Origin of the sequence: Mycobacterium sp. 3-98, assembly GCF_035918355.1 — a bacterium.
In the GTDB taxonomy this organism is placed as follows: domain Bacteria; phylum Actinomycetota; class Actinomycetes; order Mycobacteriales; family Mycobacteriaceae; genus Mycobacterium; species Mycobacterium intracellulare.
Genome location: NZ_CP142360.1, coordinates 334,186 through 349,908, shown reverse-complemented (window position 1 = coordinate 349,908; position 15,723 = coordinate 334,186). Strand labels below are relative to the sequence as shown.

General features: G+C 69.0%; 14 protein-coding genes and 1 pseudogene. 11 read left to right on the top strand and 4 right to left on the bottom strand.

Translation table 11 applies throughout. The annotated features are described in order from the left end of the window. Positions 1–100: 100 nt before the first annotated feature. Entirely contained in the window at positions 101–379 is a 279-nt protein-coding gene (locus QGN30_RS01750) for a hypothetical protein (protein WP_008262877.1), read from the top strand. A gap of 50 nt (positions 380–429) precedes the next feature. Here the strand turns inward: QGN30_RS01750 and QGN30_RS01745 are convergent, their stop codons facing one another. From QGN30_RS01745 to QGN30_RS01730, 4 genes are all read right to left on the bottom strand, one after another. Beyond that, entirely contained in the window at positions 430–1,377 is a 948-nt protein-coding gene (locus QGN30_RS01745; RefSeq protein ID WP_026071079.1) for an NAD(P)/FAD-dependent oxidoreductase, read from the bottom strand. Positions 1,378–1,394: 17 nt separating this feature from the next. Next, positions 1,395–2,612: a GNAT family N-acetyltransferase gene (locus tag QGN30_RS01740; protein WP_014383619.1), complete on the bottom strand. Its 1,218-nt coding sequence runs from the start codon at positions 2,610–2,612 to the stop codon at positions 1,395–1,397. Positions 2,613–2,680: 68 nt separating this feature from the next. Next, the gene (locus QGN30_RS01735; RefSeq protein WP_008262881.1) at positions 2,681–3,892 is read right to left on the bottom strand and encodes an acyl-CoA dehydrogenase family protein; all 1,212 of its coding nucleotides are present in this window, start codon (positions 3,890–3,892) and stop codon (positions 2,681–2,683) included. After that, positions 3,889–4,539, bottom strand: a complete 651-nt coding sequence (locus QGN30_RS01730; protein ID WP_014383620.1) for a TetR/AcrR family transcriptional regulator — start codon at positions 4,537–4,539, stop codon at positions 3,889–3,891. Before QGN30_RS01730 ends, QGN30_RS01735 begins: the two co-directional genes overlap by 4 nt. 220 nt (positions 4,540–4,759) lie before the next feature. Here QGN30_RS01730 and QGN30_RS01725 point away from each other — a divergent pair, with 220 nt between their 5' ends. The 10 genes and pseudogenes from QGN30_RS01725 (at position 4,760) to eccE (ending at position 15,640) form a co-directional block, all read left to right on the top strand. Next, positions 4,760–6,088 carry a sensor histidine kinase gene (locus QGN30_RS01725; RefSeq protein ID WP_009956853.1) on the top strand — a complete coding sequence of 443 codons (1,329 nt, stop codon included), beginning with the start codon at positions 4,760–4,762 and terminating at the stop codon, positions 6,086–6,088. A gap of 403 nt (positions 6,089–6,491) precedes the next feature. Continuing rightward, positions 6,492–6,722 (top strand): annotated as a pseudogene (locus tag QGN30_RS01720) (PE domain-containing protein); the annotation flags it as partial. 106 nt (positions 6,723–6,828) lie between these two features. Further along, complete coding sequence (locus QGN30_RS01715) at positions 6,829–8,001, top strand: PPE family protein (protein ID WP_014381602.1); 1,173 nt, start codon at positions 6,829–6,831, stop codon at positions 7,999–8,001. A gap of 126 nt (positions 8,002–8,127) precedes the next feature. After that, complete coding sequence (locus QGN30_RS01710; RefSeq protein WP_136244239.1) at positions 8,128–8,418, top strand: WXG100 family type VII secretion target; 291 nt, start codon at positions 8,128–8,130, stop codon at positions 8,416–8,418. A 51-nt stretch (positions 8,419–8,469) separates the two neighbouring features. Further along, complete coding sequence (locus QGN30_RS01705) at positions 8,470–8,757, top strand: WXG100 family type VII secretion target (protein ID WP_008262888.1); 288 nt, start codon at positions 8,470–8,472, stop codon at positions 8,755–8,757. Positions 8,758–8,871: 114 nt separating this feature from the next. Next, complete coding sequence (locus tag QGN30_RS01700; RefSeq protein ID WP_009955255.1) at positions 8,872–9,702, top strand: ESX secretion-associated protein EspG; 831 nt, start codon at positions 8,872–8,874, stop codon at positions 9,700–9,702. 124 nt (positions 9,703–9,826) lie between these two features. Next, positions 9,827–10,852, top strand: a complete 1,026-nt coding sequence (locus tag QGN30_RS01695) for a MinD/ParA family ATP-binding protein (protein ID WP_008262890.1) — start codon at positions 9,827–9,829, stop codon at positions 10,850–10,852. Then, the gene (gene eccD / locus QGN30_RS01690) at positions 10,849–12,378 is read left to right on the top strand and encodes a type VII secretion integral membrane protein EccD (protein ID WP_080587972.1); all 1,530 of its coding nucleotides are present in this window, start codon (positions 10,849–10,851) and stop codon (positions 12,376–12,378) included. The genes QGN30_RS01695 and eccD overlap by 4 nt, the downstream gene beginning before the upstream one ends. Beyond that, complete coding sequence (mycP2, locus tag QGN30_RS01685) at positions 12,363–14,021, top strand: type VII secretion system ESX-2 serine protease mycosin MycP2 (RefSeq protein ID WP_014381603.1); 1,659 nt, start codon at positions 12,363–12,365, stop codon at positions 14,019–14,021. Before eccD ends, mycP2 begins: the two co-directional genes overlap by 16 nt. Then, a complete protein-coding gene (gene eccE / locus QGN30_RS01680; protein ID WP_014378832.1) occupies positions 14,018–15,640 on the top strand; it encodes a type VII secretion protein EccE in 1,623 nt (540 codons plus the stop codon). Before mycP2 ends, eccE begins: the two co-directional genes overlap by 4 nt. Positions 15,641–15,723 lie beyond the last annotated feature (83 nt).

Sequence of the window (15,723 nt, the reverse complement as noted above, 5' to 3'; positions counted from 1 at the left end):
TCGCGCCGCCGCTGCGGGCGCGGACTTCGCGGTGTGAAGGGGTTTGAAATCAGCGGATTTGGTGTACTGATACCACTACTCGCACCCAGGAAGGCACACGATGAAGTACATTGCGGCAGCCACGATCGCGATCTCCGTCTTGTTGTCCAGCGCGTGTTCGGCCTCACAGGTCATCAACACCGGCGGCGACACAAAGTGCAAAGACTTCACCACGCAGGACGAGAAGAAGCAGAACGACGAAGTCAGCAAGATGCTCAAGGACAAGAGCGGCGCAGACCCGAGCAACGTCGAGATCTCGGCGACGCGGCTCTCGGTGACGACGTACTGCCAGACGCTCGGAAAGCCGGACACGAAGATCTCCGAGGCGCCGCACGGCTGACGCGCCCGGTCGGTGACGTGGGTTACGTTGCCGCCCTTGCGGTTTAGCGCCTAGTCCAGGAGCAACTGCGCGGGCACCTCGTCGTCCAGCACGGCCCGCGCCAGCAGTTCACCGAGCAGCGGCCCGAATTTCATGAGATTGCTACCGACGAACGCCAGCACGCGCCCACGCTGCGCCACCGTCCAGCCGTCGCCGCCCGGATCGAGCCACGGGGCGCGGACACTGACGCAGTCCACCTGGTCCACCGGCGAAAGTGCTGGGAACAGCGTGCGCACGGTCGCGGGGTCCGCCACCTCCTGGCCGAACGCCCACCGGCCGGTACTGCCGAGCGGCAATCCGTAGCCCTCGGGCGCGGACAGGCACGGCGCGCCGACCGCGTCCGCGCCGCGGTAGGTGAAGCGGGTGTGCGGAACGAAGTCAACCCCGAGCGGACCGAACAGGTCTGGGGTGTGCGCACCCGCACAGATCAGCACGCGGTCGCCGCGCAGCACGGTGCCGTCGGCGAGCGTCGTCGCGCCGTCGTCTGCCACCGACAGCACGTGTGCGTTGCGGATGGCGACGCGGCGCGCCAACGCGCTCAGGGCGCGGCGGATGCGCAGGCTGCCGCCGAGGGGATCGAAAACTCCTGTCTCCCAAGGCACGACCGCGAACGGAATCCGTGCCGCGATTTCGGAACGCCCGAGCCGGGAGAACTGCGCGCCGGCGGAGCTCATGGCCGCCGCGACGTCGTCGCAGACGCCGGCGGCGATGAAGCCCTCGGAGCCCAGCAGTCGCCCCGCGCCGAACTCGGATTCCCACCGTTGCCAGCCCGTTCGCGCCGTCAGCGCCAACCGGCACAGCGCCGGGCGCCGATGCGCGACCCGGAATATCCGCGCCAGCCCGGCGGATTGCTCCCCGAATGGCCGCCCGCGCTCCAGCACGACGACGTCGTGGCCGCGCCGCGAAAGCTCGTAGGCCGCCGCGAGGCCACATATTCCCGCGCCGATGACGACGATCATCCGCATCACCCCCGCCCTCAGAAGTAAAACCCGGCGTGGGGCGCCTCGGGCACGGCGAACAATCGATCGGCCGCCGTTAGCGCTTCGGGATCGTCGGCACGGGCCAGCCCGGCCACGGCGAGATCGCGCCACGTGGTGCCGCCCAACAGGACGGCGCCCAGCCCCTCGACGTCGACGGTGACGTCGGGTTGCCGGTCGGTGACCGTGACGCCGTCGGCCGCGATGGCGAACCGTGCCGAATTGGCCGGCAGCGCAGGGTCATTGACCGCGATGGTGACGGCACCGTCGCCACCGTAGCCGCGGGCGGACAGCGCCGCCGCCACATCGATGATGCGCAGCCAGGTTTCGTCGTGCACGGCGGTGACCCGCACGGCGCGCCGGTCGGCAACCAGCCAGGGCAGCGGATCGTCGAGCGGCAGCATCCAAAACAGCACGCGGTCAACAAGATCCAGTCCGAGCAGAAAGCGCAGCAACCCCAGATAGGCCTCGGCGGTGGGCCCGAAGAAATCCTCCACCACGATGGTGCGCTGGTCGCTGACGAACCACCGCTCGGTGTCGATCGGGCGGTATCGGACGAAGCCGGATTCGGATCCCGGCTCGCCGTGCACGGCGACATACGCGGCCCCCGGGTCGGATTCGGCGCGCAGCCGCACGCCCTGCCACCACGACTGTGGGCGGTCGATGGTGCCCGGGCGGGCGGGACGGTTCTCGGCATAGATGCGCGGCAGCAACTCCCACGCCTGCGCGGTGTCGAGCAGGCGCACCCGACCGCCGGTCCCGACGTCGCGCCGCAGCCCCGCCCGCGCGGTGTGGACCTCGACGGATTGCGACGAGCTCGCGACGCCGTAGCCGTAGCGCCCATAGATCGTCGCCTCCGAGGCCCGCAGCGTCGCCACCACCTCACCGCGTGCGGCGAAGTCGCGCAGCTGGTGACGGATCAGCTCGGTGGCGATGCCTCGCCGGGTGAACGACGGCAGCACCCCGATATGGGTGACGGCGGCGTGACCCACGATCACGGGGCCGGGCAGCGTCAACCGGCTCGTCACGGCATCGGCGGTGCCGACGAGTTGACCGTCGGCGAATGCCCCCACGGTCCGGCCCGGCTCGAGCAGCGTCGTGATCTGGCCGGGGGCGAGCCCCGTAAGCGGCGGAAACCCGACCATGGCCGTGCGAAACACGTTCGCGGCGGCGATCAGATCGTCCTCGCTGTCGAGCACCCGGATCTCGGTAGCCATCCCGCCATCATGTCGCGTTCCCCGGCCGGCGCGGGCCGCGGGCCGCGCGACGCGTCAAGCGGCGATCGTCACCGGATAGGCAAACCCGTCAGCGCCCGGGAGACCACCAGGCGCTGGATCTCGCTGGTGCCCTCGAAGATCGTGAAGATCTTCGCGTCGCGGTGCATCCGCTCGACGGGGTAGTCGCGGGTGTACCCGTTGCCGCCCAGGATCTGGATCGCCTCGTCGGTGACATAGACCGCGGTTTCGCTGGCCACCAGCTTGGCCATCGACCCCTCCGCGGAGTCGAAGGATTGGTTGTTGCGGGCCATCCATCCCGCGCGCCACACCAGCAGGCGGGCGGCGTCGATGCGGCACTTCATGTCCGCCAGTTTGAAGGCCACCGCCTGAAATTCGCCGATCTTGCGGCCGAATTGCTCACGCTGGCAGGCATAGTCGAGCGCGTACTCGTAGGCGGCCCGGGCCACGCCGACGGCCATCGCGCCGACGGTGGGCCGGGTGCGCTCGAAGGTCTTCATCGCGGCCTGCCCGCGCGCGGAGGCCCCGGACTTGACGCGGGCGATGCGCGCCTCGAACTTCTCCCGGCCCCCGAGGATGTGGTCCTCGGGCAGCCGGACGTCGTCGAGCACCACCTCGGCGGTGTGGGAGGCGCGGATCCCGTGCTTTTTGAATTTCTGGCCCTGCGCCAGGCCCTTGACGCCCGCCGGGATGACGAACGTCGCCTGGCCGCGCGTGCCGAGCTCTGGGTAGACCGACGCCACCACGATGTGCACGTTGGCGATGCCGCCGTTGGTCGCCCACGTCTTGGTGCCGTTGAGGACCCACTCGGAGGTCGCCTCGTCGTAGCGCGCGCGGGTGCGGATGGCGCCGACGTCGGAACCCGCGTCGGGCTCCGACGAGCAGAACGCGCCCAGCTTGGGTTCGTCGGCGGTGCCGAACATCTCGGGCAGCCAGCGGCCCAGCTGTTCGGGGGTTCCGTTGCCCGCCAGCGCCGCCGCGGCGAGTCCCGTCCCCATGATGGACAGCGCGATACCCGCGTCGCCCCAGAACAATTCCTCGAACACCGTCAGCATGCCCAGGCCCGTCGGCTCGGCCGCCTGCTGGGCGAACAGGTCGGGGGAGTACAGCCCCACCTTCGCGGCCTCCTGGATCACCGGCCACGGTGTTTCCTCGCGCTCGTCCCATTCCGCGGCGGCGGGCCGCACGACGTCGGCCGCGAATTTGTGCACCCAGTCGCGGACTTCGATCACGTCATCGGACAGTTGTAGTGAAAACGTCACTGCTGGTCTCCTGAATTGTTGGTGTTCAAAGGGTTTCGGGGATTCGCGTGCTGGGCCAGGACGCTGACGGTCTGGTTGACCCACGCCTCGAAATACCGTTCTTCGTCGGTGTTGCCGGGCAGGCGGCCGGTGAGCGCTTGCAGGGTCGCGGCGTAGGACAGCGAGCCGATCGCGACCGCCGCGGCCGCTTCGGGGTCGGGAATGCTGGTGCGCCCGGAGCGATTCGACGCGGCCAGTTCGTCGGCGAAGCGTTGGTAGGCGTTGTCGGTGATGACCTGCCACGTCTTCTCGTCGAGATCGCCGAGCTCGTCGGGCTCGCGCAGCATGACCTTGAGCAGATCCTCGCTGTGTTTGAGGTTGCTCCAGATCAGCTGCCCGGCGGTGCGCACCGCGTGCTCGACGCTGCCCGGTTGTCCCGCGTCGTACTGCTCGCGGGCCGCCACGATGCTGTCGATCCGGTGCGCGACCGCGGCCTCGAGCAACTCGCGTTTGGAACCGAAGTGCTTGTAGAGCGCGCCCGAGCCGGGCGCCAGGCCCGATTCGCGCTGGATGTCGGCCACCGACGTGGCCGCGTACCCCTTCGCGGCGAACAGGCGTAACGCCGCGGAAAGCAGGCGGTCACGTCCGCGGCCGGGCCCGGTGAGCATGGTGAGAGAGTACTCACTCACCATGCGGGCGAACAAACGGCGTCCGGGTCCCCGGCCGGCGGCGGGCACGGGTGCGGCGCGGTTGACGGTAAATTCTTGCGAAACGCCATCGCGCTTGAACGTGCCGAACCCCCGCGGCTGTGAGGGTTGTACTCAGGCTGGTCGTCACGAACCCACAAAGGAGCCCGACATCCGCGTCTTCCCGCGTGTACAGCTGCCGATGCGGGTGCTGTCGCTGCGCACCATCCTCATCGTCGCCGCCATCTCGGTGATGACGCTGGTCGTCCTGCTGGGCACCTGGGTGTGGGTGGGCGTCACCAACGACCAGTACAGCCAGCTCGATCGCCGGCTCGATTCGGTCAGCAGCCTGGGCGACATCAGCAGCCTGCTCAACACCGCGCCGCCCGCCACCCCCGATCGGCACATGCCGGACGGCAACCTGGTGCGCACCGCGCGCATCGGCGGGGTGACCGTGTCGGCGCCCAGCAGCATCGTGTTGCCCCAACTCCCGGACGGCTACGCCAACACGACCATCAACGGGGTGCAGTACCGCGTTCGCACCTTCACCGCGGGTCCCGCCTCGATAGCGTTGGCCGCGCCGCTGGCCGAGGCCCAGCATCGGATCAACGAACTGCACCTGCGGGTGTTGCTGATCTGCGCCAGCGTCATCGGTGGCACGGTCGTGGTGGGCTGGGTGATCTCGTTGATCATGGTCAATCCCTTCCTGCTGCTGGCCCAGCAGGCCCGTGCGATCAACGCCCAGTCCAGCCCGGACGAGGTCCAGGTGCGCGGCGTGCGCGAGGCGGTGGAGATCGCCGAGGCGGTGGAGGGGATGCTGGCCCGCATCGGCAAGGAACAGCAGCGCACCAAGGCGGCGCTCGAGTCGGCGCGCGACTTCGCGGCGGTCGCCTCCCACGAGCTGCGCACGCCGTTGACGGCCATGCGCACCAATCTCGAGGTGTTGTCCACCCTGGACCTGCCGCCCGAGCAGCGGCACGAGGTCATCGGCGACGTCATCCGCACCCAGAGCCGCATCGAAGGGACGCTCACGGCGCTGGAGCGGCTGGCGCAGGGCGAACTGACCACCGTCGACGATTTCGTCCCCTTCGACATCACCGAGCTGCTGGACCGCGCCGCGCACGACGCGCTGCGCAGCTACCCCGCCGTCGAGGTCTCCCTGGTGCCCTCGCCGACGGTGCTGATGGTCGGGCTGCCCACCGGCCTGCGGCTGGTGATCGACAACGCGATCGCCAACGCCGTCAAGCACGGCAACGCCGGCAAGATCCAGCTGACCGTCAGCAGTTCCGGCGAGGGCGTGGAGATCGCGATCGACGACGACGGCACCGGCGTCCCGGAATCCGAACGTGCCACGGTGTTCGAGCGCTTCGCCCGCGGATCGACGGCCTCACGTTCGGGATCGGGGCTGGGCCTGGCGCTGGTCGCCCAGCAGGCCGAATTGCACGGCGGCACAGCGGCATTGCAGACCAGCCCACTCGGTGGCACCCGACTTCTGTTGCGGCTCGCCGGCGACGGGCGTGGCCCGGCCTAGCCGCCTGCCTGGACCGACGGAGCCGTTCTTAACGCGCCGCGAAATGTTTACTCCGATAACCTCGACAGCCGGCGCGCACTCACCCGCCCGCCATTTCCCGCAAATATCCCCGACACCATTACGCCGCCGTTCGGAACCTGCCATTCGGCATCAAACTCGACGCCCCGGCGAGAAAAGACGGGGATTTTGTGACTGCCGAGTCTCGAGTGGCGATTGAGGTTTATTAACGACTCTTTGTGGGAAATCACCAGTTTCGCGCTTGGGACCAGCCTGAATTACCGAAATCAGGGGCCACGCATCCGGCCGATTGGCAGTGAATACAAGATCAACCAATCCGCACTACACTAAGGCCCCAAGAAGGCCCCGAGCACGTGGCTTTGGCGTTGAGGGTTCGGAGGGAATCATGGTTGTTTCGGTGCAGTCGGAGGCGGTGCTGGCGTCTGCAGCCGCCGAGTCGGCGATCAGCGCGGAGACCGAGGCCGCGGCCTCGGCGGCGTCGCCGGTCCTGCTGGGAGTGCTGCCGATGGGCGGCGACCCCGACTCGGCGATGTTCGCGGCGGCGCTGAACGCGTGCGGCGCGAGCTACCTGGGCGTGGTTTCCGAGCACGCCGCCCAACGCGGCTTGTTCTCCGGCACGCAGACCCTCGCCTCGGGGACCTATGTGGTCACCGAGCTCATGCGCAGCCTGACGCTGGCTATTGGCGCTTAGTCGCTAGCAACGTTTAAAGGGGGAGGTGCGCATGGCCGATCCTGGGTGGGCTGCGCGTACACCTGAGGAAAACGACCTGCTGCTCAAGGCCGGCGCGGGCGTCGTCACTCATCTGGCCAACCAGGCAGCCTGGACCGCGCTGGCGGCCACCCATCACGGCTCCAGCATCGCCTCGACGATCAACACCGTCGCGACGTCGGCCAGCTGGACCGGCGCCGGTTCGTTGGCCTCGGCGGCCAACGCCACCGCGCTCAACGCGTCGCTGCACGGGCTCGCCGGCTGGGTCGACGTGAAGCCGGCGGTGGTTTCGACGGCGGTCTCGGCGTATCAGATGGCGTACGGCTCGATGCGGCCCGCGCCCGAATGCATCGAAAACCGCACCGAGACCGCCACCGACTACGGCATCAACCCGCTGGTGCTCGGCGCCCTCACCCCACGGATCACGTCGCTGGAGCTCGAGTACTTCGGGTCGATGTGGCCGAACAACTCCGCGGTCGGGGCCAGCTACGGATCGATCCTCACGGCCTTGTCCTCGAGCCTGACCATTCCGCCGCCGATCGCGACCATGGGCGCCTCGCCGGCGGCGCCGGCGCAGGCCGCGGCGGCGGTGGGGGAGTCCGCGGCGCAAATGGGCGCGGGCGACGGCATGCGCGCCGCCATGCAGGGCGCCCAGACCGGCACGCAGGGCGCGGGGCAGGCGACCTCGGGCGCCCAGGACTTCATGGGTCAGGCCGGCACGTTCATGCAGCCCGTGCAGCAGATGATGGGGGCGGCCCCGCAGATGATGCAGGCTCCCATGCAGGCGATGCAGGCCCCGATGCAGATGATGCAGCCGCTGATGGGCATGTTCGCCAATCCCGGCGCCATGGGCATGGGCGGGGCGACGCCCGCGGTTTCCGCGGTCTCGGCCACCGGGCTTTCGGCGGCGGAGGCCGGCGGGGGCGCGTCCCTGGGCAGTGCGGGCGTCCCCGCGAGCACTTTCACCCGTCCGGTCAGCGCATTCGAGCCCGCCACCAGTGGCCGGCCGGTGGGGTTGCGCCCGGCCGGTGCGTTGGGCGCCGAGGCCATGCGACCGCAGACCACGACGACGGGCGGCGCCCCGATGGGCGGCATGCCCGTGGGGCATGCGGCGGGAGGCGACCGCGGATCCCGTGACAAAGCCGAACAGCCGGCGACCGTGCGGGTTGTCGACGCCAGAGTCTGAAGCACACCCCCTGGTGAAAGGTGAATCGACAGGTCCGAATAGCCGCCATACACTTCGCTTCATGCCCTTACGGGGGGCGGCCAACCGCAGAAGGAGAATTCCGTGACAATCAAGGTGACCCCGCAAATGCTTCGCGATACTTCAAACGCGATTCAGGCAAACATGGAACATGCGATCGGGATCGGTCAGGGATACGTCGCAAATCAGGAAAATGTGATGAACCCGGCCACCTGGTCCGGTGACGCGGTCGCCGCGTCGCACGCGACGGCCATCGAGGTTCAAAACGACTTGAACAAAGTGTTGACCGGCGGCACCCGCCTGGCCGAGGGCCTCACGAAGGCGGCGGCACTGATGGAAGGCCACGAGGCGGATTCCTCGCACGCCTTTACCGCCCTATTCGGCGGCCACGGCTCCTGACCCGCCCACCCATTCGTCAATTCATAAAGGTCTTTTGAAAGGAAATTCACCATGTCCGACCCGATCACTTACAACCCGGGTGCCGTAGCCGACTTCGCCACCGACGTCGCCTCCCGCGCCGGCCAGTTGCAGTCCATTTTCGACGACACCTCCAACCGGACGCACGCGCTGCAGGAATTCTTCGCCGGCCACGGCGCGTCGGGCTTCTTCGAGGCGCAGGCGCAGATGCTGTCGGGGTTGCAGGGCCTCATCGACACCATCCGCCAGCACGGCCAGACGACCTCGCACGTGCTCGACAGCGCGCTCAGCACCGACCAGCACATCGCCGGCCTGTTCTGAGCCCGCTCGACCACCGGGACCAGCGAAGGTGGGGCAGAGCGCCGAGCGTATGTGCCCCACCTTCGGTCTCTGCTACGCCGATTCGAGGGAGTCGCTGATTAGGGGCGGGGCGACATGCTGACGACGACGGTCGATGGCCTATGGGTGTTGCAGGCGATCACCGGTGTCGAGCAAACATGCCCTGAGCTGGGGTTGCGGCCGATGCTGCCGCGGCTGGACACCCCCGAACGCGCGCTGGGCCACCCCGCGGCCGCCGACCTGATCGCCGCCGGCGCACTCGATGAGGCCGGCAACGTCGACCCGATGATCCGCGAATGGCTCACCGTCCTGCTGCGGCGCGACCTGGGTCTGGTCGTGATGATGGGCGTGCCGGGTCGCGAGCCCACGCGCGCGTCGATCAACCGCTTCGCGACCTGGTGGGTGGTCTTGGAGCGGCACGGTGAGATGGTGCGTCTGTACCCGGCCGGCACGGCCAGCAACGAATCCTCGGCCAGCGAGCTCGTGGTGGGTCAGATCGAGCGGCTGTGCGGCGTGGCCGAGGCGGCGCCGCTGCGGCCGATCACCCTGGACACCGAGCAATTGCTGAACTCGGTGCGCGACACCGCCAGCCTGCGCGCATTCCTGCTCGAACAGCGCCTCGACGCCGACCAGCTGCAGGTGGTTCTCACCGCCGCCGATCCCGCGCGCTCGGCGCACGCGAACATCGTCGCGCTGCAGGCGGGCGTCGGGCCCGACGAACTGGCGCGCGTGGCCGTCGGCGATGCGACGGTGTCGATCGTCGACACCCCCGGGGGCCGCGTGTGCATCGAAAGCGTCATCTCGGGGCAGCGCCGGTACCAGATTCTTTCGCCCGGCTCGCGCAGCGACATCGGCGGAGCGGTGCAACGGCTCATCCGCCGGCTGCCCGCCGGCGACGAGTGGCACTCGTATCGGCGGGTGGTGTGACGGTGTTATCGGATGCCGAAGTAACTTAGTTAACCAAAGTCTTGTAATAACAACGCCTGTCGCGCTTGATGGGTGGTTTCTCAACGGGTAAACGCGGTATCGCGAACCGTGTTAGCATCTCGTCGTGACGAGCCCTTGGAATGACCCGAATATGTCGGACGAAGGAGCGCTCAGACGGGGGGATCCGTCAGGGGGCAGCAACTTCCCGGATTCGGTATCCGACACGATGCGAATTACCGATCTGGCCGCACCACGAAAGATTCCACCGGGGTCAGGATGGCGTAAATTCATTTACGCCATCTCATTTCGACAAATAAATCTCGGTGAATCGCCCCGAGAACGGCACTACCGTGACTTACAAAACCGCATCCGCCGGCATATTCGACGGCAGTATGTGATCACCGTGGTCTCCGGCAAGGGTGGCGTCGGGGTCACGACGCTCACGGCCTGCCTCGGTGGCGTGTTCCGGGAATGCCGCCCGCAGAACGTGATTGCGATCGACGCCGTCCCCGGATTCGGCACCCTGGCCGACCGCATCGACGACTCCCCGCCGGGCGACTACACCGCGATCATCAACGACACCGATGTCCAGGGCTACGCTGATATCCGAGAACATCTGGGGCAGAACGCAATCGGGCTCGACGTGCTGGCCGGCAACCGGACCTCGGACCAACCCAGGCCGCTGGTGCCGGCGATGTTCTCCGGGGTGCTGTCGCGGCTGCGGCGCACCCACACGGTGATGATCGTCGACACCTCCCCCGATCTCGAACACGAAGTGATGAAGCCGGTATTGGAGAACACCGACACCCTCGTGTTCGTTTCGGGGATCACCGCGGACCGCTCGCGTCCGGTGCTGCGGGCGGTGGATTACCTGCGGTCGCAGGGCTACCACGAGTTGGTCTCGCGCAGCACCGTGATCGTGAACCACACCGACCAGATCACCGACAAGGACGCGCTGGCGTACCTGACCGAGCGGTTCACCAAGGTCGGCGCGACCGTCGAGGCGCTGCCGTTTGATCCGCATCTTGCCAAAGGCGGCATCATCGATACGGTTCACGAGTTGAAGAAAAAGACGCGGTTGCGCCTCTTTGAAATCACCGCGGGGCTGGCCGACAAATACATTCCAGACGCTGAGCGAGCGGTACCGTGACCTCGCCGCATAAGGTCGCTTTTCCGGCGCGTTGTGCGGTCAACATTTCTTACGAGAAGCATCTGTGTTCCCAAGTCTTCCCCGCCGGAATTCCGATGGAGGGATTCTTCGAGGGAATGGTCGAGCTGTTCGACGCGGACCTGAAGCGCAAAGGTTTTGACGGCATTTCGTTGCCGGCCGGCAGCTACGAACTCCACAAGATCAATGGGGTCCGGCTCGATATCAATAAGAGCCTCGACGAGCTCGGCGTCCAGGACGGCGACACCCTGGTGCTGGTGCCCAGGGTCGACGGGGAGTCGTTCGAACCGCAGTACGAGTCCCTGTCGACGGGCCTGGCCGCGATGGGCAAGTGGCTGGGCCGCGACGGCGGGGATCGGATGTTCGCGCCGGTGACGCCGCTGACGGCCGCGCACACGGCGGTCGCGGTCATCGCGATGGCGGTCTCGGTGGTGGTGGCCCTGACGCTGCGGGCACGGACCTTCACCGACGGCCCGATCCCGGCGGCGGTGGCGGGCGGGGTCGGCGTCCTGTTGGTCATCGCGACCCTGGTGGTGCGAAGCGGATGGCGGGAGCGGCGCGATCTGTTCAGCGGGTTCGCCTGGCTCGCGGTGGTCTCGCTGGCCACCGCCGGCGCCTGCGCGCCGCCGGGTGTGCTGGGCGCGGCGCACGGGCTGATCGGCGCCGTGGTGGTGATCCTGGGTGCCGTCGCCATCGGGGTGACGGCACGCAACCGGTGGCAGACCGCGGTGGTCACCGCCGTGGTGACGGTGTGCGGCGTCCTGGCCGTCGTTGCCGCCGTCCGGATGTTCCGCCCCGCCTCGGCGCAGGTATTGGCGGTGTGCGTGTTGGTCGGATTGCTGGTCCTCGTCCGGATGACCCCGCTGATCGCGTTGTGGGTGGCCCGGGTCAGGCCGCCGCACTTCGGGTCGATCACCGGACGGGACCTGTTCGCGCGGCGCGAGGGGATGCCGGTCGACACCGTGTCCCCGGTCAGCGAGGACGAATCCGAGGACGAGGACAACGAACTCACCGACATCACCGCGCGCGGCGCCGCGATCGCCGCCTCGGCGCGCCTGGTCAACGCGGTCCAGGTGGGACTGTGCGTCGGGGTCTCGATCGTGCTGCCCGCCGCGGTCTGGTGGGTCTTGACGCCGGGCCGCCCGTGGGCGTGGTTGGCGCTGGTGGTCGCCGGCCTGGTGGTGGGGATCTTCATCACCCAGGGCCGCGGATTCGCCGCCAAATACCAGGCCGTCGCGCTGGTGTGCGGGGCGTCGGCCGCGGTGTGCGCGGGGGTCGTCAAATACGCCGTCGCCGGGGCCCACGACGCCATGGCGGGATTGCTGTGGCCGGTGGTGGCGGTGGCGACGTTCGCCGGACTGGGTTTGGCCGCAGCGCTTTTGGTTCCGGCCATGCGGTTCAGACCGTTCATTCGGCTGACCGTGGAATGGGTGGAAGTGCTCGCATTCATCGTTCTGCTGCCGGCGGCGGCGGCCCTGGGAGGGCTCTTCACGTGGATTCGCCACTGAGAACCGTTGCGGCGCTGACCGCCGCCCTGACCCTGGTCGCGTTATCCGCCAATATCCCTGCCGCCCAAGCGATCACACCGCCCTCGGTGGATCCCGGGATGGTGCCCCCCGACGGACCGCCGCGGCCCGAACAGCCGATGCGCCGGGCCAACAGCTGTTCGTCGCCGATCGTCGTGCGAAACCCCGACGTGGCGCAGCTGGCTCCGGGGTTCAACCTGCTCAACATCGCCAAGGCGTGGCAATACAGCACCGGCAACGGGGTGCCCGTCGCGGTGATCGACACCGGGGTGACGCCGAACCCGCGGCTGCCGGTGGTACCCGGTGGCGACTACATCATGGGCGAGGACGGCCTGATGGACTGCGACGCCCATGGCACCATTGTCAGCTCGATCATCGGCGCTGCGCCGCAAGGGATTTTGCCGATGCCGCGGCCCATGCCGGCCACTCCCGCGTTCCCGCCGCCGGCCGGGCCGCCACCGGTCGCCGGGGCGCCTCCGCCACCGGTCGAGGTGCCGCCCCCGATGGCGCCGCCGCCCCCGCCGCCGCCGGTGACGATCACCCAGGTTCTTCCGCCGCCGCCACCGCCGCCCCCGCCGCCGGAGGGCGGCGGCGCCACCGCCGCATCGAACGGGCCACCCGATCCGCAGACCGAGGAAGAACCCGCGGTGCCGCCGCTTCCCCCGGGGGCACCCGACGGGGTGGTGGGTGTGGCCCCGCACGCGACGATCATCTCGATCCGGCAGTCCTCGCGGGCCTTCGAACCGGTCAACCCGCCGCCGGGGGATCCCAACTCCGACGAGAAAGTCAAGGCCGGCACGCTGAATTCGGTTGCGCGCGCGGTGGTTCACGCCGCCAACATGGGCGCGAAGGTGATCAACATCTCGGTCACCGCGTGCCTGCCCGCGGCGGCCCCGGCCGATCAACGGGCCCTGGGCGCGGCGCTGTGGTACGCGGCCACCGCGAAGGACGCGGTGATCGTGGCGGCGGCCGGCAACGACGGGGAAGCCGGCTGCAACAACAACCCGATGTACGACCCGCTGGACCCGTCGGATCCGCGGGACTGGCATCAGGTCAAGGTCGTCTCGGCGCCGTCGTGGTTCTCCGATTACGTCCTGTCGGTGGGCGCCGTCGATGCCAGTGGCGCCGCCCTGGACAAGAGCATGTCGGGGCCGTGGGTCGGCGTCGCCGCACCGGGGACGCACATCATGGGTCTCTCGCCCCAGGGCGGCGGGCCGGTCAACGCCTACCCGCCGTCGAGGCCGGGCGAGAAGAACATGCCGTTCTGGGGAACCAGCTTCTCGGCGGCCTACGTCAGCGGGGTCGCGGCGCTGGTGCGCGCGAAGTACCCCGACCTGTCCGCGCACCAGGTGATCAACCGGATCGTGCAGTCGGCCCACAATCCGCCCGCCGGGGTCGACAACAAGGTCGGCTACGGGCTGGTGGACCCGGTCGCCGCGTTGACCTTCAACATCCCGCCGGGTGACCGGATGCCGCCGGGCGCGCAGAGCCGGGTCATCACCCCGGCGGCGCCGCCCCCACCGCCGGACCACCGGGCGCGCAACATCGCCATCGGATTTCTGGGGGTGGTGGCCGCCGGCGTGCTCGTGTTCGCGATCGCCGCGCGGTTGCGGAGGGCGCGATGAGGCCCAACCTCACCGGGTTCAGCCGCGGCAGCAATCGCCGGGTCGTCGGGGTGTGGGTGGTGTTCGTGCTCGCGCTCGCGAGTTGGCTGCTGGCCGGCTACATCGGCGCCGCGGTCGCCGTGGTGGTGGGCATCGCGCTGGTGTTCGTGCGCTGGTGGGGCCAGCCGGCGTGGTCGTGGGCCGTGCTGTGGCGGCGCGGCCGGCGCCCGATCGACTGGTCGGCCCCAATCACCGTGGCCAACAACCGATCCGGTGGCGGCGTGCGCGTGCAGGACGGCGTCGCCGTGGTCGCGGTGCAGCTGCTGGGCAGAGCGCATCGGGCCACCATGGTGACCGGGTCGGTGACCGTCGAGACCGAAAACGTGCTCGACGTCGTCGAACTGGTGCCGATGCTGCGCCAGGCCCTCGGCCTGCAGCTCGACTCGATCAGCGTCGTCAGCATCGGTTCCCGGCACGGCACCGTCGGCGACTATCCGCGGGTGTACGACTCCGAGATCGGCACCCCGCCGTACGCGGGCCGGCGCGAGACGTGGCTGATCATGCGGCTGGCGGTGCTCGACAACGCGCACGCGTTGGTGTGGCGCACGACCGTTGGCGCGGCGGCGATTTCGGTCGCGCAGCGCATCGCGGGCCTGCTGCGCTGTGAAGGCCTGCGGGCCAAGGTGGCCAACGCCACCGATTTGATCGAGCTCGATCGCCGGCTCGGCTGGGACGCGGTGTCGGGACCGGCGCAGCGATGGAAAGCCATCCGCGGGGAAGCGGGCTGGCTGACCACCTATGCGTATCCGCCCGAGGCGATCACGTCGCGCCACCTGTCGCAGGCGTGGACGCTGCGCGCCGACGAGGTCATCCAGAACATCACGGTGTATCCCGACGGGCAGTGCACCGCGACCATCACGGTGCGCACGCCGACACCCGCGCCCACCCCGCCCAGCGTGATCCTGCGCCGGCTCAACGGCGAGCAGGCCGCGGCGGCGTCGGCCAACATGTGCGGACCCCGGCCGCACCTGCGCGGAATCCGGCGCAGCCCGCTGCCCGCCGAGCTGGTCACCGAGATCGGGCCCTCGGGCGTGCTGATCGGGAAACTCAGCAACGGCGACCGGCTGCTGGTGCCGGTCACCGACGCCGGTGAACTGTCGCGCGTATTCGTCGCCGCCGACGACCCGATCGCCAAGCGGATCGTGATCCGCACCGCGGGCGCCGGGGAACGAGTCTGCGTGCACACCCGTGACATGGCGCGCTGGGTCAGCGTGCGGATGCCGGAGATCAGCGTCGTCAACGGCTCGCGCCCGGCACCGCGCACCACCGTCAGTGTGGTGGAATACGCCGCGCGGCGGGGCAGGGACGGCAACGGTGCCCCCGACGGCGGGGGCACCGACATTCGGGACGCCGCGATTTCGCCCACCCCCCGGCCGGCGACGGTGATCACCATCGCGCCCGCGGGCGTCAGGCTCTCCGAGGGGCAGCGCCACGGGTTCGAGGTGATCATCGAGCAAGTAGGACCCTCGGTGGTGAATGTCAGTGCCGCGGGGAAGAATTGGCTTGCCGAGATGGACATGTTCCGCGCCGAGCACCGCTACGTCAGCCTAGATCCGGTCACCATGTCGGTCGGCACGTAGAAGTTCGGCAACGCGAGTTTGAGGCATAGTTTGATGAGCGCACGCGGCGGCAGCTCGCTCCGGCCAAGGGCGGCTACCCGCAA